The organism is Rhizobium sophoriradicis (assembly GCF_025200795.1).
Lineage (GTDB): Bacteria > Pseudomonadota > Alphaproteobacteria > Rhizobiales > Rhizobiaceae > Rhizobium > Rhizobium sophoriradicis.
In genome coordinates, this window is sequence record NZ_CP104154.1 from 1 (window position 1) to 20,655 (window position 20,655).

Here is a 20,655-nt window from a genome sequence, read left to right on the forward strand (position 1 = left end):
ATGCAGCCGAGTCTTGCTCTTCAAGACGATCAAGAGCATCTCCCGTCGCTTCTGGCAACAGATGCGAAGGAGTTGTCCTATCAGCTTCAGCAGCATCAGGCGAAAATCTTTCCGCCGCTTTCCCAGAAGACGATCAGGACCTTCTCGCCGGCGGAAGCCGCAGCCTTCATCGGCATCGGTGAAGGCTATCTCAGGCAGGTGGCGGCCGATGGCCACGGACCGGATCCGCTGCCAAACGGACGTCGGCTTTACAGCGCATCCGACATGGACCGCATTCGCCGGGTCCTCGACGAGCGCAACGGCACGCCGAAATATGTGCCGGCCCGCAGAGCCGGCGAAAAGCTCCAGATCGTCTCCGTCATGAATTTCAAAGGCGGCTCGGGCAAGACCACCACGGCTGCACATCTGGCGCAATTCATGGCGCTGCGCGGCTACCGCGTGCTCGCCGTCGATCTCGATCCGCAGGCATCGCTGTCGGCGCTGTTCGGTCACCAGCCGGAGTTCGACGTCGGCGAGGGCGAGACGATCTACGGTGCGATCCGCTATGAAGAACCGCGCCCGATCGCCGATATCGTGCGCGCCACCTATACGCCCAATCTGCATCTCATTCCGGGAAATCTCGAGCTGATGGAATTCGAGCACGAGACGCCGAAGGCTATGGCGTCCGGCACGGCGGAGACGATGTTCTTCGCCCGCATCGGCGAGGTGCTGACCGACATCGAAAGCCTCTACGACATCGTGGTCATCGACTGCCCGCCGCAGCTTGGTTTCTTGACAATGTCGGCGCTCTGCGCGGCGACTTCGGTCTTGATCACGGTCCACCCGCAGATGCTCGACGTCATGTCGATGTCGCAGTTCCTGACGATGACGAGCGAACTCATGTCGGTCGTCGAGAGGGCCGGCGGGCGCACCAGCTATGATTGGATGCGCTATCTCGTGACGCGGTTCGAGCCGAATGACGGACCGCAGAGCCAGATGACCGGCTTCATGCGGGCGATCTTCGGCAACCGCATGCTCCACAACGCCATGGTGAAATCGACCGCGGTCGCCGACGCCGGCGTCACCAAGCAAACCCTTTATGAGGTCGAGCGGTCGCAATTCACGCGCGGAACCTATGACCGGGCGCTGGAGTCGCTGAACCTCGTGAATGGTGAGATCGAAGCGCATATTCGCTCCACCTGGGGAAGGAGATAGAAATGGCGCGCAAGAATCTCATCGAAATCTCCGCTCCGAGCCCGGCAAGGGTGGAAGCGGTCGCGCCACGCGACAATCGTCCGATCGCCGGCTTCGTGCCGCAGGAGCGTGTCGGCGGGCCGGTCGGCGGCATTACGAAGACGCTCGGCAACATCACCGAAAAGATGGAGCGAGCGGGCGAGCTGGAACGGCAGCTGGCGGCGGGCCAGATGATAATCGAGCTCGACCCAGGCCTGATCGACGCCTCCTTCGTCAGCGACCGCCTGGCGATCGACGCGTCCGGTCTTAGCGAGCTCGTCGAGCAGATCCGCGAACACGGGCAGCAGGTTCCGATCCTCGTGCGCCCGCATCCTGAAGCCAAGGGACGTTATCAGGTCGCCTACGGCCATCGACGGCTGGCGGCCATCCGAGACCTCGGCATCAAGGTTCGTGCGGTCGTGCGCGATCTCACGGATGACCAGCTGGTCGTCAGCCAGGGGCAGGAAAACAGCGCCCGCACCAATCTCTCCTATATCGAGCGCGCGCTCTTCGCGTCGCGGCTCGAGGAACGCGGCTTCGGCCGGGATGTCATCATGGCGGCGCTCAGTGTCGACAAAGCGGCGCTGTCGAGAATGCTGATCGTCATGCGGCAGGTGCCGCTCGACCTCATCAACGCCATCGGTGCTGCGCCCGAGATCGGCCGCCGCCGCTGGCTGGAGCTGGGCGAGCGACTGGAGAAAGCCGACGTCGGGACGATCATCGCGGAGTTGTCCGCGGACGACGCACGCAAGATTTCGAGCGACGAACGCTTCCACCGGGCATTGGTTCTGGCGACGACGAAGACGGCCACGCCAAAGCCGGCGGTGGCCAAAACCGAAGTCAGCGGCGTTCCTGTGATGATCAAGAAGACAGCAGCCGGCGCTACTTTCGTCTTCGACGGCAAGACCGCGCCGGGTTTCGATCAATTCGTCCAGGAACGGCTGCAAGACCTATTCCAGGAATTCAAGAAGCACAGAGGAGCGTAGCGCGCAAAAGAAAAAGGCCCCCAACGACGCCGTCGTGGAAGCCCTTCTCAGATCTTAAGCACATCGAGAATCGCATTTCCACGAATCACAGTCAAGCGTCTTAGGCACCAAATTGGTGGATGGTTTTCTTTTGCCTGAACGAAGGTGAAGGCAAATGGAGAGTGGATATGTGACGACGCCCTTTGGGCGGCGGCCGATGTCGCTTGGCATGCTGGCAAGCCAGCAACTGGCCGAGACGATCGAGCCGGGGATGAAGCGCAGCAAGTGGAAGCTGTTCCGGGCGATCTGCGAGGCGCGCCCGGCGCTCGGCGTGACCGATCGGGCGCTGACGGTGCTCGACGCGCTGCTGACCTTCTATCCCGACGATGAAATCTCCGAGGAGAAGGGCCTGATCGTCTTTCCCTCGAATGCCCAGCTATCGCTGCGCGCCCGCGGCATGACGCCGGCGACGCTGCGGCGGCACCTGGCCGTCCTGGTCGAGGCCGGCCTGATCCTGCGCAAGGACAGTCCGAACGGGAAACGCTATGCCCGCCGCGACAGGGCAGGGGCGATCGGCGAAGCCTTCGGCTTCAGCGTCGCGCCGCTTTTGGCCCGTGCGGTCGAGATTGAAAACCTGGCGGCCCAGGTAATTGCCGACCGGGAGCTGCTCCGGGCGACGAGAGAACGCCTGACGGTCTGCCGGCGCGATATCTCCAAGCTGATTTCGGCGGCCATCGACGAAGCGGTTCCCGGTGACTGGGAAGAGATGACCGTGATGTTTCGTGCGCTTGTCGCAAGGATCCCGCGGGTGGCGTGCATCGAAGAACTGGCATCGCTGCTCTACGAGATGGCGCTGTTGCGCGACGAGGCCGTCAACCTGCTGGAAAGGCAGATAAAAATAGAAAAAATGAACGCCAATGAGTCTCAAATTGAGCGCCACAAACAGAATTCAAACCCCGAATCCAATTCAGAACTTGAACCAAGCTTCGAAACGAAGCAGGGCGAAAAGGCACTGGCAAACAACGAAGGGATGGCCGAGCCGTTGGATGCACAAAGGCTGAAACCGCCGAGGCCTTCCACGGGACCAGGTGGCAAGGGGCCGGGTGCGGCCAATCCTGTCGCCGGCCACAGCCTAAAATCCTTCCCGCTCGGCCTCGTCCTGCAGGCCTGCCCCGCCATTCTCGACTATGGGCCGGGTGGCGCGATCGGCAATTGGCGCGACCTGATGTCGGCCGCCGTCGTCGTGCGCTCGATGCTCGGCGTCAGCCCCTCGGCCTATGAGGACGCCTGCGCCGGCATGGGGCCGGAAAACGCCGCGACCGTGATCGCCTGCATCCTGGAACGGGGAGGGCATATCAATTCGCCCGGCGGTTATCTCCGCGATCTCACCCGCAGGACCGAAAGGGGCGAATTTGCCATCGGCCCGATGTTGATGGCGCTCGTCAGGGCGAATGGCGGGGTACGGCGAAATGCCGGCTAATGGACTTCGGCGACAACGCAGTCGGTTGGCCCGTCCGGCAAACCTTACTCTAATCGCCGGCTTGTTCGCGGATCTGGTGCGAGAGGTGCCGCGCGCGTTGCCATCTCCCGCTCTGAAGCGGCGTTCCGCATCTGTCAGCGCGGGGCCGCAGTGCTTTCTCGCAGGATCAACTCGACCGGCCATAATTCGTGGATCTCCTCGGCGGCGCGCCCCGCAATAAGTTGCAGCGTCAGCTCGGCGCAACGTGTGCCCGCAGCACGCATGGAAGATCGCGTTGTCGAGAGTGACGGCACCATATTTTCGGCCGTCAGATAAGGGAAGACGTCGTCATGGGCGATAACGGAGACATCCCGGCCGACCGTCATCCCAAGCGAACGGACGGCGCGGTAAACGCCGAGCGCTGTCATCGTGGAGCCGGCAACGATGGCGGTTGGCGCATTGGCGCTCTCCAGGAAAGAGCGGGCATGACGAAAACCGCTCTCGTCTGAGAATTTATCGCAGACCATCATGTGGGGATCGGCAATGAGCCCACGCTCCTGATGGGCGAGCCGAAAACCCTGTTCGCGATGGATCGAATAAGTCTTGCCCCTGAGGCCATTGATCATGGCGATGCGGCGGTGCCCGAGATCGAGCAGGTGTTCGGTGGACCTGCGCACCGCATTTTCATTATCGATATCAAGCCAGGCGTGAACGTGCTCCGTCTCCGACCGGCCGTGAACCAGGAAAGGCAGACGCAGGCTGCTCAGCATCTCGATCCGCGGGTCGCGAGGGCGAGGCGAGTGAATGATCACTGCGTCCACGCGACGGCTTTCAACCAGGCGTCTGTACTCCTGCATCTCGTCGTCGTCATTGTGTGCGGTAATCGGCGTGATGAGAATATCCGTGTCGGTCGTTTCCAGGCGTTGCGCCATGCCCGACATGAATTCGGTGAAATGGATTTCTCCCGACCGGGCCATCATGACGCCGATCGCACCGGCTCTTCCTGTCTTCAGACGCACGGCATTGATATCGGGGCGATAACCAAGCCGTACTGCTTCGCTTGCAACCCGGGCGCGCGTGGCTTCACTGACCTCAGGGTAGCCGCCGAGCGCACGACTGACCGTGGTCGGAGAAAGTCCAAGCTGCTTTGCGAATTCACGAAGTTTCATCGGATGTCTTCTTTGTCCAGGCAATCAATGGACGATGCGTTGGCGATGCGCAACGGGCACGTACCCAATCAGGCCATAATTGAAATCGATTTCAAAAATATCGCCCCAGAGCGTAGCCTCTGGCGGTCATGAACTTCCTTTTAAGCTGTATATTGCACTGCAATGGCCCTTCTGCGCAACTGTGAAGCGCTCATTTGGCGACTTGACGCCGTCCATGCCTTCTGCAATGTTCTGCTGGCCAAATCGATTTCAATTTCTGGGAGGAGATCATGAAAAAGTTTGCTTTGGGCATGTCTGCGCTAGGCATTGCCATTGCGTTTGCCGGCCCGATCCGTGCCGCCGAAATTTCGTTTGCCGCCAACACTACGGGAAAGAACGTCGAATTCCTGAACAAGCAGCTGGCAATTTTCGAGAAGGAGACCGGCAATCAGGTAAAGCTCGTTACGATGCCGTCATCGAGCAGCGAACAGTTCTCCCAATATCGCCTGTGGCTCGCGGCTGGAAACAAGGACATCGACGTCTATCAGACCGACGTCATCTGGGCGCCGCAGCTTGCCGATCAGTTCATCGATCTCAAGGAGGCCACCAAGGATGTGGACGGCCAGTTTTTCCCGTCGATCATTGCCTCGCAGACCGTTAATGGCCGGCTGGTGGCGCTGCCGTTGTTTACCGATGCTCCGGCGCTGTTTTACCGGAAGGACCTGCTCGAGAAATATGGCAAGCAGCCGCCGAAGACCTGGGACGAGATGGCCGCAACCGCCAAAGAGGTTCAGGATAAGGAACGCCAGGCCGGACAGAAGGATCTCTGGGGCTACGTCTTCCAGGGCAATTCCTATGAGGGGCTGACCTGCAACGCGCTGGAATGGGTGAAGTCGTCGGGTGGCGGCCAAATCGTCGAGCCGGACGGGGCGATCTCGATCAACAACGACAAGGCGGCGGCTGCGCTTGACCGCGCCAAGGGCTGGATCGGCACGATCTCACCGCCAGGCGTGCTCGCCTATCAGGAAGAAGAATCGCGCGGCGTCTGGCAGACCGGCAACGCCGTCTTCATGCGCAACTGGCCCTATGCCTATTCCCTCGGCAATGGTGCCGACAGCGCTGTGAAGGGCAAGTTCGACGTCATGACGCTGCCCGTGGCCGCGGCCGGCGACAAGCCATCCTCGACGCTCGGCGGCTGGAACCTGGCGGTTTCGAAATATTCCGAAAAGCAGGAAGCAGCCATCGCGCTGGTAAAGTTCTTGGCGTCGAAGGAGGTTCAGAAAGCGCGCGCCATCGAGCTGTCCAACTTGCCGACACTGACGGATCTTTATGACGACAAGGATGTTGCCGCCGCCCAGCCCTTTATGCCGAACTGGAAACCGATTTTCCAGAACGCGGTGCCGCGGCCTTCGGCGACCGCCAAGGTAAAGTACAACGAAGTGTCCTCGAAGTTCTGGACGGCCGTGCACAATACACTGTCCGGCAGCGGCTCAGCCGCCGAGAACCTCGAGCTTCTCGAAGCCGACCTGACCACCCTCAAGGGCGACGCCTGGTGAGTATGCCGACCGGCGGCTCTCAGGCCGTCGGTCCCACCTCCGGACGACTTAACGAGGGATAGGCGTTTCATGAGCGAAATCGTAGTTCCGCAGGCAGTCAATCCAAGGCTTTCCCGTTTAAAAGCCTCGACGGAGCTGCGATCCGAGCGCGTTCGATCGGCATGGATGTTTCTGGCGCCGACGCTGCTGATCCTGGCAATCGTTGCCGGCTGGCCGCTGTTCAGAACGATCTATTTTAGCTTTACCAATGCGTCGCTGAACGACCTCGGCAACGCGCAGTTTGTCGGCTTTTCCAATTACCTGTCGTGGGTGACGCTGAAGAGCGGCAGGACCGTCTTTCGTGGGCTGCTTGCCGATCCGGTCTGGTGGAAGGCGGTCTGGAGCACCGCCAAGTTCACCCTCCTTTCGGTGGTGCTCGAGACCGTGCTCGGGCTGATCGTCGCCCTGGTGCTCAACGCACGGTTCGCCGGGCGCGGGATCGTAAGGGCCGCAATCCTCATTCCCTGGGCGATCCCAACGATCGTCTCGGCCAAGATGTGGGCCTGGATGCTCAACGACCAGTTCGGTATCCTGAACGACATCCTGCTCGGCTTCGGCCTTATCAGCGAGAAGATTGCCTGGACCGCCAATCCGGAAACGGCGATGGTCGCGGTGCTGATCGTCGACGTCTGGAAGACGACACCCTTCATGGCGCTGCTGATCCTTGCCGGTCTGCAGATGGTTCCGGGCGATATCTATGAGGCCGCCAAGATCGACGGCGTCAATCCAATCAAGGTTTTCTGGCGCCTGACGCTGCCGCTGATCCGGCCTGCCATCATGGTTGCGGTGATCTTCCGGATGCTCGATGCGATGCGCATCTTCGATCTGATCTATGTTCTGACACCGAACAATGCACAGACGAAGACCATGTCGGTCATGGCGCGCGAAAACCTGTTCGACTTCGACAAGTTCGCCTATGGCGCCACCGCCTCAACGGTGCTCTTCCTGATCATTGCCTCCGTCACTGTCTTCTATATCTGGCTCGGCCGGGTCAGACTCGGCGGGGAGGAACGCTGATGCTGATGTCGATTGCCAAGAATACGCTCTTCTACCTGCTCGTCACGATCATCGTCATCATTGCGGTCTTTCCGTTCTACTATGCGATCCTCACGAGCCTGAAGACCGGAACGGCCCTCTTCAAAGTCGATTATTGGCCGACCTCGATCTCGTTCGGCAACTATACGTCCGTGATGGGCCAGGGCGGGTTCGTCCGCAGTCTTGCAAATTCCGCGATGATCGCCTGCGTCGTGGTTTCAGCGTCACTGTTGCTTTCGGTCACCGCCTCATTCGCCTTGGCGCGGGTGCATTTCCGAGGTCGGGCGCTCTTGATGCTGACCATCCTCTCGGTGTCGATGTTTCCGCAGATTGCCGTTCTTGCCGGCCTCTTCGAACTCATTCGCTGGATCGGCATCTTCAACACGCCCTTCGCGCTGATCTTTTCCTACATGATTTTCACGCTGCCGTTCACCGTCTGGGTGCTGACGACCTTCATGCGTGAATTGCCGATCGAGATCGAGGAGGCGGCGATCGTCGATGGCGCCTCGCCATGGGTCATCGTCACCCAGGTGTTCATGCCGCTGATGTGGCCGGCGCTGGTGACAACAGGGCTGCTCGCCTTCATCACCGCATGGAACGAGTTCCTTTTTGCGCTGACTTTCACATCGTCGGATACGCAGAGAACCGTGCCGGTCGCCATCGCCCTGCTTTCGGGCAACAGCGAATTCGAGATCCCCTGGGGCAACATCATGGCGGCTTCGGTGATCGTCACCGTGCCGGTTGTGGTGCTCGTTTTGATATTCCAGCGCCGGATCATTTCGGGGCTGACCGCCGGCGGCGTCAAGGGGTGAGGGAGTAGGACATGGCAGAGATACGACTGGAGAACATTCGCAAGCGCTTCGGCGCTTTCGAGGTCATCAAGGGCGTGACGATGGACATCCGCCGCGGTGAGTTCATGGTGTTCGTGGGGCCGTCGGGATGCGGCAAATCCACGCTGCTCAGGCTTATCTCCGGCCTTGAGGACATTACGTCGGGGACCCTTTCCTTCGACAGCAAGATGGTGAACCAGCACGCGCCCTCGAAGAGAGGGATCGCCATGGTGTTCCAGTCCTACGCGCTCTATCCGCATATGACGGTTTTCGACAATATGGCTTTCGGCATGAAACTGTCAGGCCGTACCAAGGACGAGTGCCGCCAGCGCGTTGAACAGGCGGCCGGCATGCTGCAGCTCTCATCGTACCTTGAGCGCTTGCCGCGGCAGCTTTCCGGCGGACAGCGTCAGCGCGTCGCAATCGGCCGGGCGATCGTTCGCGATCCCAAGGTCTTTCTCTTCGACGAGCCGCTGTCCAATCTCGATGCGGCGCTTCGCGTCGCGACGAGGCTGGAAATCGCGAAGCTTCATCGCAGCATGCACAACACGACGATGATCTATGTGACGCATGATCAGGTCGAGGCGATGACGCTCGCCGATCGGATCTGCGTGTTGCGGGACGGCGTCGTCGAGCAGATCGGCACGCCGCTGGAGCTTTATGAAAGCCCCAATTCGCTTTTCGTAGCCGGCTTCATCGGCTCGCCGAAAATGAATTTCCTATCGGCCGGACTGGCGGAGCCCTATGGTAGCCATACGATCGGCGTGCGCGCGGAGCATGTTCGCGTCGCGCCCGAGTCGCCGGTTTGGAGCGGCACGGTCATCCATTCGGAAATCCTCGGCTCCGATAGCTTCGTCTATGTGGATATCGGGGCAGACGAGCCGCTCATCGTGCGGGAAACCGGTGTCTCCCGTCACGAGCCGGGGCAGACGCTTGGCCTTGCGCCGCTTGCCGGCCACGTCCACCGCTTCGACCATTCGGGCCGGGCGCTCGAGCGTCAATCCATGCAGGCTGCCTGACCTTCCCAGGATCGACGTTCCTCCCAAAGCTCGATCCGTTTTAATGACAAGGAGAAAACGACGTGACCATACGCACCGTTGTGTGGGGTGAAAACATCCACGAAAATACCAATGAGATCGTCCGCGGCATCTATCCCGAGGGCATGCACACGACGATCGCCAATGCGCTGAATGCCGATCCCGGCATCTCGGCGACGACGGCGACGCTGCAGGAGCCGGAACATGGGCTGAGCGAAGCCCGGCTTGCCGACACCGACGTGCTGACCTGGTGGGGCCACAAGGATCACGGCGCCGTTTCCGACGTCGTGGTCGAACGGGTCGCCAAGCGCGTCTGGGAGGGCATGGGCCTACTGGTGCTGCATTCCGGCCATTTCTCCAAGATCTTCAAGCGGCTGATGGGAACGCCCTGCGCGCTGAAATGGCGCGAGGCCGGCGAGCGTGAGAGGCTGTGGACGATCAATCCACGCCATCCGATCGCCGCCGGCATCGGCGAGCATTTCGAGCTCGAGAATGAGGAAATGTATGGCGAGCAGTTCTCGGTGCCGGAGCCGCTCGAAACGGTGTTCATCTCCTGGTTCCAGGGTGGGGAAGTGTTCCGCTCCGGCCTCACCTGGCGGCGCGGCGCCGGCAACATCTTCTATTTCCGCCCCGGCCACGAGACCTATCCGACCTATCACGACGCCACCGTCCAGAAGGTGCTGATCAACAGCGTCAAGTGGGCTTATAACCCTGAGGGATCGTTGACGAGCATTACCGACGCTCCAAATGTGCCGGTAGAAAAAGCACTGGAGCCGATCGTCGAACGCGGCCCGAGACTGCACCAGGCCGGCGAAGCCGGTTACCGTTAAAAGGTGAGATGCCGTGGGCGGCGGTGGCTCGTTCGGCCCCGCAAGACGCCGCGATGCTCTCGCTGCCGCTCACGCTTCGATGGATTAACCATGAGGACAAAAGAATGCGCTTGATCATTCTCGGTACCGGAGGATGGGCAAACACCCATGCCATGCATTTTTCGGAAATTGCCGGCGTCAAACTTGTTGCTGCCGTCGATACGGACGAGGTCCGGCTGCGGGCCTTCGCGCTCAGGCATAGTATCCCGCTGACTTTCACGTCGCTCGATGACGCCCTTGCCTGGGGAGAGTTCGACGCCGTCACCAATGTCACGCCGGATCGCGCGCATTATTCGACGACGATGAAGTTACTCGGCGCCGGCAAACATGTGCTCTGCGAGAAGCCGCTGGCGGTCACCTACCGGGAAGCCAAGGAGATGGCCGACGCCGCGGCGGCGTCCGGCAAGGTCACGATGGTAAACCTGACCTATCGCAATGTCGCGCCACTGCAGGCAGCCCGCAAGATGGTGCTGGACGGCCGTCTTGGCGCGATCCGTCACTTCGAAGCGTCCTATCTGCAGAGCTGGCTGGTCTCAAAGGCCTGGGGCGACTGGACCAAGGAATCGCAATGGCTCTGGCGGCTGTCGACGAAGCACGGTTCCAATGGCGTGCTCGGCGATGTCGGTATCCATATTCTCGACTTCGCGGTTTTTGCCGCGGGAAGCGACGTCAAGGCGGCGGCATCGCACCTCAAGGTGTTCGACAAGAGCCCTGGCAACCGGATCGGCGAGTATGAGCTCGACGCCAACGACAGTTTCCTGATGATGGCCGAGCTTGAAAACGGCGCGGCCGGCGTCATCCATGCGACGCGCTGGGCGACCGGCCATCTGAACGAGTTGCGCCTGCGCTTGCATGGAGACAAGGGCGCGCTCGAGGTGGTGCATACGCCTGAAGGTTCGACGCTCAGGGTCTGTGAAGGCCCTGACGCCGACAAGGCAATCTGGCGCAAGATAGACGTCGAACCGGTCATCACCAATTTCCAGCGATTTGCAAAGGCCGTGCAAAAAGGGCAGCCGGATGAGCCGGGTTTTGCCCACGCGGCCAAGCTGCAATTCGTCCTCGATCACGCCGTGAAAACGGCGGGCGCTTTGGTTGAACTTTAGACGTTGAGAGCCAGCGGCGTGTTCTGTTCGAAAGGCCTCGCGCAGCTTCTTCGGTCGGCGAAGCACGACAAGCGGCTCAGATTCTCCGGTTCAGCTCGTCTTCGCTGATGCCGAAATGTTCGAGGATGATACCGACGTTGCGGCGATGCGATTTGAAATAGACGTCGAAGAGATCACCGACCAGCGGAACCGTCCCTCCGGCCGCATCGATGCCGAGATTGAGGGCCATGCGTGCGAGCTTGTGGTTGGGAACGCCGAGACGCCGGGCCTCATTGAGAATGTAAAGGCCGATGAGCGACGTGGCAACGTCGCCGACGCCGGGGAGGAGACCGAGCACCGAATCGGCGCCGATCCGTACGCCGATGAAAGGCAGTCGGACTGCGGTGTCCATCAGCCGCGCAATGCCCACAGCACGTCGAATCTTTTCGAGTTCGGCAGGGGTCAGGTATGTCGTCTTGGCAGCCGGCATCAGAGACCTTCTGGCGCGACCGGCGGTTTCGCCGCCCTCAAGGCCGCAGAGACGCCCCAGATTGCCTGGTTCAACGAATGGCCGATGTGATCGCGACGATTGTTCATGGCCGTAAAACGCCGATACGCCGATAAGGTTCGCCAGCGGCGCGATTGGAATCTCGCCTTATCCTCGGTCGGGCACCACGACCAATTTGCCCACGAAATTCTTCGCCATGAACTCGGTCTGGGCGCGATGGAATTCCGACAGCGGATAGACGCCGCCGACGAGGGGCCGGATCTTGCGGCTTTCGATATAGCCGATGAGCCGGCGGAAGTCGGCGCGGCTTCCCTGGCTCGATCCGTGCAGCTCCAGCTGCTTCAGATACATGGTCCTGAGATCGAGCTGGACGACCGGGCCGGCAATGGCGCCGGCCGTCGTGTAGCGGCCTTCGGGGCGCAGGATCTTCAGAAGGTCGTTGAACAGCGGCCCGCCGACGAGATCGGCGACGACATCGATCGGTTGGCCACGGCTGGCGGAATGGACCGCTTCGACCAGATCGCCCTTGCCGCGGGTGACGACCGCTTCTGCGCCGATGTCGAGCATCGCCGCCTCCTTGCCGGGACCGGCGACGGCGATCGGGATGGCGCCGCGGGCGCGCGCGAGCTGGATGATCGCTGAGCCGACACCACCCGAGGCGCCGGTGACGAGGACGCGTTCGCCGGCGGCAAGCCGCGCCCGTTCCAGCATGCGCTCGCCGGTCAGATAGGCGCAGCAGAAGGTGGCGAGCTCGATATCGGTCAGATCGGTTGCAACGACATGGGCGTTTTCGGCCGGCAGCGCCATATATTCGGCGTAGCCGCCGTCGCGGCCATGACCCATATAATCGATGTCGGCGAGGCTATCGTCGTCGCGATTATAGATCGAAAAGTCGACCATGACGCGCTCGCCGATGCGGCCGGGATCGACGCCAGCGCCGACGCCGACGATATGGCCGACCGTATCGGTTCCCTGAATGCGCGGAAATGTCAGCGTATTGCCCTGCCTGCGCCAGGTCGAGATTGCGGAGGGATCGTCCTCGGTGCCATAGGCTCCTTCACGGACCCAAACGTCGGTATTGTTCATGCCGCAGGCGGTGACGCGGATCAGCACCTCGCCCTCCGCCGGCGCCGGGACGGGCACGTCGGTGCGGTAGACGAGCTTGTCCAATCCCCCGTGGCCGGTGAGCAAAACGGCTGGCATCTTTTCCGGGATCGTCATGCGGCCTCTCCTCAGATGTTCTTGAAAACGCTTTCGATCGCATCCGCTGTCGCCTTGACGACAATGTCCGCCTCCTCACGCGTCAGGCAGAGCGGCGGCGCAAAGCCGAGGATGTCGCCCTGCGGCATGGCGCGGCCGATGACGCCGCGTTCAAGAAGGGCGGCGGCGACCTGCGGGCCGATCTTGCGGCCGGGATCGAAAAAATCCCGATCATCCCTGTCCTCGACGAACTCGACGGCTGCCATTAGGCCGTCGCCGCGGACCTCGCCGACGTTGCGGTGGCTGCCCACGGCTCTTGCCAGTTCCGAGCGGAAATAAGCGCCAGTCGCGCCGGCATTTTCGACGATGCCGAGTTCGTCGATCAGTTCGAGATTGGCGATACCGGCGGCGGCGCAGATCGGATGGGCGGAATAGGTCCAGCCGTGGCCGATCGCTCCCAATTCATCGGAACCCTGCACCAGCACGTGCCACATCTTGCTTGAAACGATGCTGCCGGAAAGTGGGGCATAGGCGGAGGTCAGGCCCTTGGCGATAGTGATCAGATCCGGCTTCATCCCATAGTGATCCGAGCCGAACATCGTGCCGAGACGGCCGAAGCCGGTGACGACTTCGTCGGCAACAAGCAGGATGTCGTATTTGTCGAGCACGGCCTGGATCTTCTGCCAGTAACCTTGCGGCGGCGGCACGATGCCGCCGGTGCCGAGGATCGGTTCGCCGATGAAGGCGGCGATGGTATCGGGGCCTTCGGCGAGGATCATCTCCTCCAGTCTGTCGGCGCAATATTGCGAAAACTGTTCCTCGTTCATCGAGCGGTCGGGGCGGCGGAAATAATAGGGCGCCTCGGTGTGAAGGATCGGCGCACGCGGCAGGTCGAAGGCATTGTGGAAGAGTGCAAGACCGGTGAGGCTGCCGGTCATGACGCCGGAGCCGTGATAACCGCGCCAGCGGGAGATGATCTTCTTTTTCTCCGGCCGGCCGAGGATGTTGTTGTAATACCAGATAAGCTTGATGTTGGTCTCGTTGGCATCCGAGCCTGAGAGGCCGAAATAGACGCGGCTCATGCCGGCGGGCGCACGGTCGATGATCATCTTCGACAGCGTAATCGAGGCTTCCGTACCGTGGCCGACATAGGCGTGGTAATAGGCAAGGTTCTTTGCCTGTTCGGCAATGGCGTCGGCGATCTTTTGACGGCCATAGCCGACATTGACGCAATAGAGGCCGGCAAAGGCATCGAGGCTTCTGCGTCCCGTCGTATCGGTGATGTAGACGCCTTCGCCGCCGGCGACGACGCGGGTCGGCGTCTCGCCGCGCGCATGCATGCCCATATGGGTCGAGGGATGGAAGAAATGATCGCGGTCCCAGGCGGTGAGTTCGTTGCTTTTCTCGAGCATATTCTGTCCTCTTCTTGAAATGGCGCTCAGGCGGCGGTGTCGATGCAGAGATATTTGAGATCGGTGAAGGCTTCGAGCCCGTGGCGCGAGCCCTCGCGGCCGAGGCCGGACTGCTTCCAGCCGCCGAAGGGTATCGGGCCGCCGGTGATTTTCACGCGGTTGACCGCCACCATGCCATATTCCAGCGCGCGCCCGAGACGCATCTGCCGGGCGCCGTTGTCGGTGATGACATAGGCGACGAGGCCGTATTCGGTATCATTGGCGCGGGCGACAACCTCGTCTTCGGTGTCGAAGGTGGTCAACGCCGCCACAGGACCGAATGTTTCCTCACGCATGATCAGCGCATTCGCCGGCACATCCGTCAAAAGCGTCGGCTGATAGAAGAGCCGGCCGGCCTTGTGGCGGCTGCCGCCGATGACGAGCCGGGCGCCCTGCGCCAGCGCGTCGGCGACCTGCTCCTCGACCTTGATGACGGCCCGTTCATGCATCAGCGGCCCGATCTCGTTTTCATCCTCAAGTCCTGCGCCGACCTTCAGCTCGCCGATGCGGGCGGCAAAGGCCTTGGCGAAGGCATCGGCAATGCGCCGCTGGACGAAGATGCGGTTGGCGGCAAGGCAATCCTGGCCGGATGTGGCGAACTTGGCGTCGACGGCGATCTCGACCGCTTTTGCGACATCGGCATCGTCGAAGACGATCAGCGGCGCGTGGCCGCCGAGCTCCATCACCAGCCGCTTCATCGTTGGCGCGCATTGCGCGGCGATGAGGCGGCCGACCTCGGTGGAGCCGGTGAAGCTCATCGCGCGCAGGCGGACATCGGCGCACATGCGTCCGACGATCGTTGCGGCATGGCCGGTGACCACATTGAAGACACCGGCGGGAATGCCGGCGCGTTCACCGAGTTCGGCAAGGGCGAGGGCAGAAAGCGGCGTTTCCGAGGAGGGGTGGGCGACGACCGTGCAGCCGGCGGCAAGCGCGGCGGCTGCCTTCCGGGTGAGCATGGCGGAAGGAAAATTCCAGGGCGTGACGACGCCGACGACGCCGAGCGCTTCGCGCCGGACGATCATTTCCGCCCCGGCCAGATGGCTGGTGACGCTTTCGGCGTTCAGCCGCTTGCCTTCCTCGGCATACCATTCGATGAAGGAAGCAGCGTAATCGATCTCGCCGCGCGCTTCGGCCAGCGGCTTGCCCTGTTCCAGCGTCATGATCAGCGCCAGATCCTCTTTGGCTGCGAGCATCAGCGCATGCCATTTCCGCAGGATCGCCGCGCGGCTCTGCGGCAGCATGGCGCGCCAGGCGGTGAAAGCTTCGGAGGCGGCATCGATCGCCGCCGCCGTCTCCTCCGCACTGAGGCTCGCAACCCAGGTGAGCGTCGCCGAAGAAGCCGGATCGGTGACGGCGAAGCTTTTGCCCGTGGTCCCGGCGATCCACCGGCCGCCGACATAGGCGAGATCGCGCAGGAGATGACGATCGGCGAGCCGCGACAGCGCGTCGTGATAGGCGGGGCGGGCAAAAACGGCAGTCATGTCCAATCTCCTCTTTGCGGTGACGTGAAGTCTTCCACAGGAGCGGACGAGAGATTGTCCTTTGGCGATGGCGAAAAGAGAGAAACGGGCTAAAGCACAGCCACCGGATAGAGAGATTGTCTAGAGCATGATGCCGAAAAGTGTGAGCGGTTTTCGGACGACATCATGCTCGAACTCTTTAACTTAGAACAGGATTCAGATTTTAGACCGGGTCGGCCTAAAATCTGAATCCTGTTCTAGGAATCGCTTTCCTCATCGCCGGACCCGGCAAAGCAAGCGACCGGAACGACTGTTTCCTCCTTCACCGTCTTGGTGACGATATAGGTGAAATAGCGGTCGATGCCGAGTTCGCGGTCGAGAAGCCCATCGACCAGTCGCTGGTAAGCGTCGATATTGGCCGTCATGATCTTCAGAATGTAATCGACGCCGCCGCCCACCGACCAGCAGGCGACGACCTCGGGGATTGCGGCAATAGTGCGTTCGAAGCGCTCGAAATCGGCCTGGCGGTGATTGGCGAGCGTCACCTCCATCATCACGCTGGCAACCGGCGCGATGCGCCGCGGGGCGATGCGGGCGTGGTAGCCGGTGATCACACCGGCCTTTTCAAGCTTGCGCAGCCGCATCCAGCACGGCGTCGGCGACAGTCCGGCCTTCTCGGCCAGCGCCAGCTTGGTGATGCGGCCGTCGCGCTGGACGGCGTCGAGAATGCGCAGGTCGATGGCGTCAAGCTTCATGGTGCTTTCTTCAGAAAGAAATCATTTCAAACGCAGCGAAAAGACAATGAAAGCGCATTTTGGCATTGTCAATTGAACTGATTTTCAGCACTGTTGAAATCATGACAAATTGGCGCCCCGATCCCTCGCAACTCCGCCGGCCGGCCTATCTCTCCCTCGCCGAGCAGATCGCCAACGCGATCACCGACGGCAAGCTCTCCGACGGGGCGCAATTGCCGCCGCATCGCAAGCTGGCGGATGATCTGCATCTTTCCGTGCAGACGGTCAGCCGCGCCTATGACGAGCTCAGCCGCCGGGGGCTGATTTCAGGCGAGATCGGCCGCGGCAGTTTCGTGCAGACCCGGCCGCCCGAGCCGGAGCCGCCCTATCTGCCGGAACGGCTGGGCGAGGTGATCGATCTGTCGATCCTGAAGCCGGTCTGCGAGCAGATCCATCTGGAAAAAATGCGCCAGGCCTTCGGCTGGCTTTCCGAAAACCTGCCTTCCAGCTCGGCCCTGTCGTTCCGACCGAATATGGTATTTCCGCGTCACCGCGTCGTTGCCACCGAATGGCTGGCGCGCTGCGGACTCGACGTGTCGCCGCTGAATATCAGCCTGACGAATGGCGCGACCTCGGGCATGACGGTGGCGCTGATGAGCGTCGCACCGCCCGGCTCGACGATTGCGACCGAAGCGGTCAGCCACCATACGCTGGTGCCGCTCTGCGGCTATCTCGGCCTGCACCTCGAAGGGCTGGCGATCGACGAGGAGGGCATGATCCCGGAGGCGCTGGACGAGGCCTGCCGGACCGGGCCGATCCGGGCAATTTTCCTGCAGCCCTCGGTGATCAACCCGATGGCGGCGCTGATGAGCGCGGAGCGCCGGCAGGCGCTTGCCGCCGTCGCCGCCAAGCATGATATAGCGATCATCGAAAACGACATTCTCGGGCCGATGGTCGAGGACCGGGCGCCGCCGATGGCGGCCTTCGCGCCGGAGCGCACGCTATACGTCACGAGCTTCACCAAGATCACCGTTCCCGGCCTCAGAATCGGCTACCTCGTCGCGCCCGACCGCTATGTCGCGGCCGTCGCCAACCGGCATCTCGTCTCCAGCTGGATGGCGACGCCTGCCATGGCCGAGATCGCCAGTCGCTGGGTCAGCGACGGCACGGCGATGGAACTCGTCAACTGGCAGCGCCGCGCCCTTGTCGGACGCCACGCGATCGCGGCGGAGATGCTGGCCGGCCTGTCCTATCGAACGCACCCGCAAAGCCTGCATGTATGGCTGCCGCTGTCCGGCAGCCATACGGAGGATGGTTTCGTGTCGCAGGCAAGGCTGCGCGGCGTAGCGATTGCGCCGGGCAAATCCTTCCACACCACCGACCACGGCTGGACGCCAGCGGTGCGCATCTCGCTCGGCTCGACGACGGAAGGCGAGCTGCGGACAGGACTCGGGATCGTTGCCTCGCTGGCGCAGGGAAATCCGGAGGAACTGCTGCTTGCGATTTGACGTTGCCGCCGCATTTGCCGGCAGGCGCAGAATAATTGTCATGATATTATTTTACGAATTGACATGATTTTCTTGGGCCGTCATCGTTAGGTCATTGCTTGTCTCAACAAGGAGAGACATGATGCCTGCGCCCATCATCCGCATCGACAACATCGTCAAGAGATACGGTCCGCTGACCGTGCTCGACGGCCTGTCGATGAATGTCATGCCGGGCGAGAAACTGGCGCTGATCGGGCCGTCCGGCTCTGGCAAGACGACGATCCTGCGCATCCTGATGACGCTGGAGACGATCAGCGGCGGACATATCGAGGTCGACGGCGAGCAGCTCTACCACATGCCTGGTGGCAGCGGACTGGTGGCGGCCGATGAGCGGCACCTGCATCGCATGCGGGAAAAGATCGGCATGGTCTTCCAGCACTTCAACCTGTTCCCGCATAAATGCGTTCTCGACAACGTGACGCTGGCGCCGATGCTGACCAAGGGCATCAAGCGGCCGCAAGCCGAGAAGCGGGCGATGGAGCTTCTCGATATGGTCGGCCTTGCCGACAAGGCGAAAAGTGTGCCGGCGCAGCTTTCCGGCGGGCAGAAGCAGCGCGTCGCCATCGCCCGGGCCTTAGCGCTGTCGCCGAAGATCATGCTGTTCGACGAGGTGACCTCGGCGCTCGACCCGGAACTGGTCGAGGAGGTGCTGAACGTCATGCGGAAGCTCGCCTCCGAGACCGATATGACGATGCTTCTCGTCACCCACGAAATGGGCTTTGCCCACGACTTTGCCGACCGCGTGCTGTTCTTCGATCGCGGCAGGATCGTCGAGGAAGGCAGGCCCGGCGACATCTTCCGTAATCCGACGCAGGAAAGGACGCAGACCTTCCTGCGCAAGATCATCGCGGCAGGGCACCGCGTCTGACCTCAGACATTGCCCGCAAAGAACAAAACGCAAAGAGAAAGCCAGAGGAGTTGGGAACGATGAAAGCAGGATATGTTTTGAGCGCCGTCAGCCTGTCGGTGCTTCTGGTTACGGCGGCCGCTCCGGTATCCGCCGCCGACGACAAGCTCGAACAGCTGAAGGAACAGGGTTTTGCCCGCATCGCCATCGCCAACGAGCCGCCATTCACGGCCGTCGGCGCCGACGGCAAGGTTTCCGGCGCCGCCCCCGACGTGGCACGCGTGATCTTCGAAAAGCTCGGCATCAAGGAAGTGGTCGCCTCGATCTCGGAATACGGCGCGATGATCCCCGGCCTGCAGGCCGGCCGCCACGACGCGATCACCGCCGGCCTGTTCATGAAGCCGGAACGTTGCAGCGCCGTTGCCTATTCCGAACCGATCCTCTGCGATGCCGAAGCCTTCGCTCTCAAGAAGGGCAACCCGCTGAAGCTGACGAGCTACAAGGATATCGCCGACAATCCGGATGCCAAGATCGGCGCGCCGGGCGGCGGCACGGAGGAGAAGCTGGCGCTGGAAGCCGGCGTGCCGCGTGACCGCGTTATCGTGGTTCCGGATGGCCAGAGCGGCATCAAGATGCTGCAGGACGGCCGCATCGACGTTTATTCGCTGCCGGTCCTGTCGATCCACGATCTGATGGCGAAGGCGAAGGATCCGAACCTCGAAATCGTCGCCCCCGTCATCAATGCACCGGTCTATTGCGACGGTGCTGCCTTCCGCAAGCAGGACGTTGCGCTGCGCGATGCCTTCGATGTGGAGCTGAAGAAGCTGAAGGAATCGGGCGAGTTCGCCAAGATCATCGAACCCTACGGCTTCTCGGCCAAGGCGGCGATGTCGACGAGCCGCGAAAAGCTCTGCGCCCCGGCCAAGTAACCTGATGTGAGCACACCGGCCACGGGCAGGGCGCACGGCCGGTGTGCTCCTCAAACGATCTCCAGAGAAGCGAGTTGCCGATGTCGGTATGGTCCGGCTATCTGACACTGATCCTTCAGGGCGCCCTAGTGACGCTCCAGCTGACGGTCATGGGCTCGGCGCTTGCGCTCGTTATGGCCTTCCTGGCCGGCCTCGGCCGCCTGTCGCGCTTCTTTGCCGTGCGGGCTCTGGCGACAACCTATATCGAATTCTTTCGCGGCACTTCGATCTTCGTCCAGCTCTTCTGGGTCTATTTCGTCCTGCCCTTCGCAGGCATGACGCTGACGCCGCTGCAGGCTGGCGTTCTGGCGCTCGGGCTGAATGTCGGCGCCTATGGCGCGGAGGTGGTGCGGGGCGCCGTCAAGGCCGTCGGACGCGAACAGTCGGAAGCCTGTGTCGCCCTCAACCTGTCGCGCTATCAGCGCATGCGCCACGTCATCCTGCCGCAGGCGCTGCCGCTGATGCTGCCGACCTTCTGCAACAATGCGATCGAGCTCTTGAAGGGCACGGCCGTCGTATCGCTGATCTCGCTGACTGACATGACCTTCCAGGCGCAGGTGGTGCGGGCGCAGACCGGCAACACGCTGGTGCCCTTTGCGACAATCCTCATCCTCTATTTTCTCATGGCCCTGGCGATTTCCGCGGCGATGCGCTGGCTGGAGCGGCGGATGACACGCGGCCTCGACGGTATGAGGACCTGATCAT

General features: G+C 61.8%; 19 protein-coding genes. 13 read left to right on the forward strand and 6 right to left on the reverse strand.

Features of this window, described 5'->3' with window-relative positions; translation table 11 throughout:
- The 3 genes from repA (at position 1) to repC (ending at position 3,657) form a co-directional block, all read left to right on the forward strand.
- A complete protein-coding gene (repA, locus tag N2597_RS25525) occupies positions 1-1,194 on the forward strand; it encodes a plasmid partitioning protein RepA (protein ID WP_077989142.1) in 1,194 nt (397 codons plus the stop codon).
- 2 nt (positions 1,195-1,196) lie between these two features.
- Positions 1,197-2,198 (forward strand): plasmid partitioning protein RepB, encoded by a 1,002-nt coding sequence (gene repB / locus N2597_RS25530; RefSeq protein ID WP_183602075.1) that lies wholly within the window; start codon positions 1,197-1,199, stop codon positions 2,196-2,198.
- 154 nt (positions 2,199-2,352) lie between these two features.
- Complete coding sequence (gene repC, locus N2597_RS25535) at positions 2,353-3,657, forward strand: plasmid replication protein RepC (RefSeq protein WP_183602073.1); 1,305 nt, start codon at positions 2,353-2,355, stop codon at positions 3,655-3,657.
- Between the two features lie 134 nt (positions 3,658-3,791).
- On the opposite strand, the gene N2597_RS25540 is transcribed toward repC, so the two are convergent.
- Positions 3,792-4,805, reverse strand: coding sequence for a substrate-binding domain-containing protein (locus tag N2597_RS25540; RefSeq protein ID WP_040141731.1), 1,014 nt, complete (start codon positions 4,803-4,805; stop codon positions 3,792-3,794).
- A gap of 269 nt (positions 4,806-5,074) precedes the next feature.
- Here N2597_RS25540 and N2597_RS25545 point away from each other — a divergent pair, with 269 nt between their 5' ends.
- From N2597_RS25545 to N2597_RS25570, 6 genes are all read left to right on the forward strand, one after another.
- Entirely contained in the window at positions 5,075-6,340 is a 1,266-nt protein-coding gene (locus N2597_RS25545; protein WP_106796492.1) for an ABC transporter substrate-binding protein, read from the forward strand.
- 69 nt (positions 6,341-6,409) lie between these two features.
- Positions 6,410-7,396 (forward strand): carbohydrate ABC transporter permease, encoded by a 987-nt coding sequence (locus tag N2597_RS25550; protein ID WP_183602071.1) that lies wholly within the window; start codon positions 6,410-6,412, stop codon positions 7,394-7,396.
- Entirely contained in the window at positions 7,396-8,226 is an 831-nt protein-coding gene (locus tag N2597_RS25555; protein ID WP_183602069.1) for a carbohydrate ABC transporter permease, read from the forward strand. Before N2597_RS25550 ends, N2597_RS25555 begins: the two co-directional genes overlap by 1 nt.
- Before the next feature lie 11 nt (positions 8,227-8,237).
- Positions 8,238-9,263, forward strand: a complete 1,026-nt coding sequence (locus N2597_RS25560; protein WP_183602067.1) for an ABC transporter ATP-binding protein — start codon at positions 8,238-8,240, stop codon at positions 9,261-9,263.
- 62 nt (positions 9,264-9,325) lie between these two features.
- Entirely contained in the window at positions 9,326-10,111 is a 786-nt protein-coding gene (locus N2597_RS25565; RefSeq protein ID WP_040141722.1) for a ThuA domain-containing protein, read from the forward strand.
- Positions 10,112-10,215: 104 nt separating this feature from the next.
- A complete protein-coding gene (locus tag N2597_RS25570; RefSeq protein ID WP_040112145.1) occupies positions 10,216-11,253 on the forward strand; it encodes a Gfo/Idh/MocA family protein in 1,038 nt (345 codons plus the stop codon).
- A 76-nt stretch (positions 11,254-11,329) separates the two neighbouring features.
- Here the strand turns inward: N2597_RS25570 and N2597_RS25575 are convergent, their stop codons facing one another.
- The 5 genes from N2597_RS25575 to N2597_RS25595 form a co-directional block, all read right to left on the reverse strand.
- A complete protein-coding gene (locus N2597_RS25575) occupies positions 11,330-11,722 on the reverse strand; it encodes a DUF4112 domain-containing protein (RefSeq protein ID WP_183602065.1) in 393 nt (130 codons plus the stop codon).
- A 165-nt stretch (positions 11,723-11,887) separates the two neighbouring features.
- The gene (locus N2597_RS25580; RefSeq protein ID WP_183602063.1) at positions 11,888-12,961 is read right to left on the reverse strand and encodes an alcohol dehydrogenase family protein; all 1,074 of its coding nucleotides are present in this window, start codon (positions 12,959-12,961) and stop codon (positions 11,888-11,890) included.
- Positions 12,962-12,972: 11 nt separating this feature from the next.
- The gene (locus N2597_RS25585) at positions 12,973-14,352 is read right to left on the reverse strand and encodes an aspartate aminotransferase family protein (protein WP_183602061.1); all 1,380 of its coding nucleotides are present in this window, start codon (positions 14,350-14,352) and stop codon (positions 12,973-12,975) included.
- Positions 14,353-14,378: 26 nt separating this feature from the next.
- Positions 14,379-15,875, reverse strand: a complete 1,497-nt coding sequence (locus tag N2597_RS25590; protein ID WP_183602059.1) for an NAD-dependent succinate-semialdehyde dehydrogenase — start codon at positions 15,873-15,875, stop codon at positions 14,379-14,381.
- Between the two features lie 236 nt (positions 15,876-16,111).
- Positions 16,112-16,609 carry an Lrp/AsnC family transcriptional regulator gene (locus N2597_RS25595; RefSeq protein ID WP_096769953.1) on the reverse strand — a complete coding sequence of 166 codons (498 nt, stop codon included), beginning with the start codon at positions 16,607-16,609 and terminating at the stop codon, positions 16,112-16,114.
- A gap of 101 nt (positions 16,610-16,710) precedes the next feature.
- On the opposite strand from N2597_RS25595, the gene ehuR reads away from it, so the two are divergent.
- The 4 genes from ehuR (at position 16,711) to ehuC (ending at position 20,651) form a co-directional block, all read left to right on the forward strand.
- Positions 16,711-18,096 (forward strand): MocR-like ectoine utilization transcription factor EhuR, encoded by a 1,386-nt coding sequence (ehuR, locus tag N2597_RS25600; protein ID WP_183602057.1) that lies wholly within the window; start codon positions 16,711-16,713, stop codon positions 18,094-18,096.
- Between the two features lie 121 nt (positions 18,097-18,217).
- The gene (ehuA, locus tag N2597_RS25605) at positions 18,218-19,003 is read left to right on the forward strand and encodes an ectoine/hydroxyectoine ABC transporter ATP-binding protein EhuA (RefSeq protein ID WP_020919732.1); all 786 of its coding nucleotides are present in this window, start codon (positions 18,218-18,220) and stop codon (positions 19,001-19,003) included.
- A 59-nt stretch (positions 19,004-19,062) separates the two neighbouring features.
- Positions 19,063-19,911, forward strand: coding sequence for an ectoine/hydroxyectoine ABC transporter substrate-binding protein EhuB (gene ehuB / locus N2597_RS25610; protein WP_183602055.1), 849 nt, complete (start codon positions 19,063-19,065; stop codon positions 19,909-19,911).
- Positions 19,912-19,991: 80 nt separating this feature from the next.
- Positions 19,992-20,651 (forward strand): ectoine/hydroxyectoine ABC transporter permease subunit EhuC, encoded by a 660-nt coding sequence (ehuC, locus tag N2597_RS25615; RefSeq protein WP_183602053.1) that lies wholly within the window; start codon positions 19,992-19,994, stop codon positions 20,649-20,651.
- Positions 20,652-20,655: the final 4 nt, after the last annotated feature.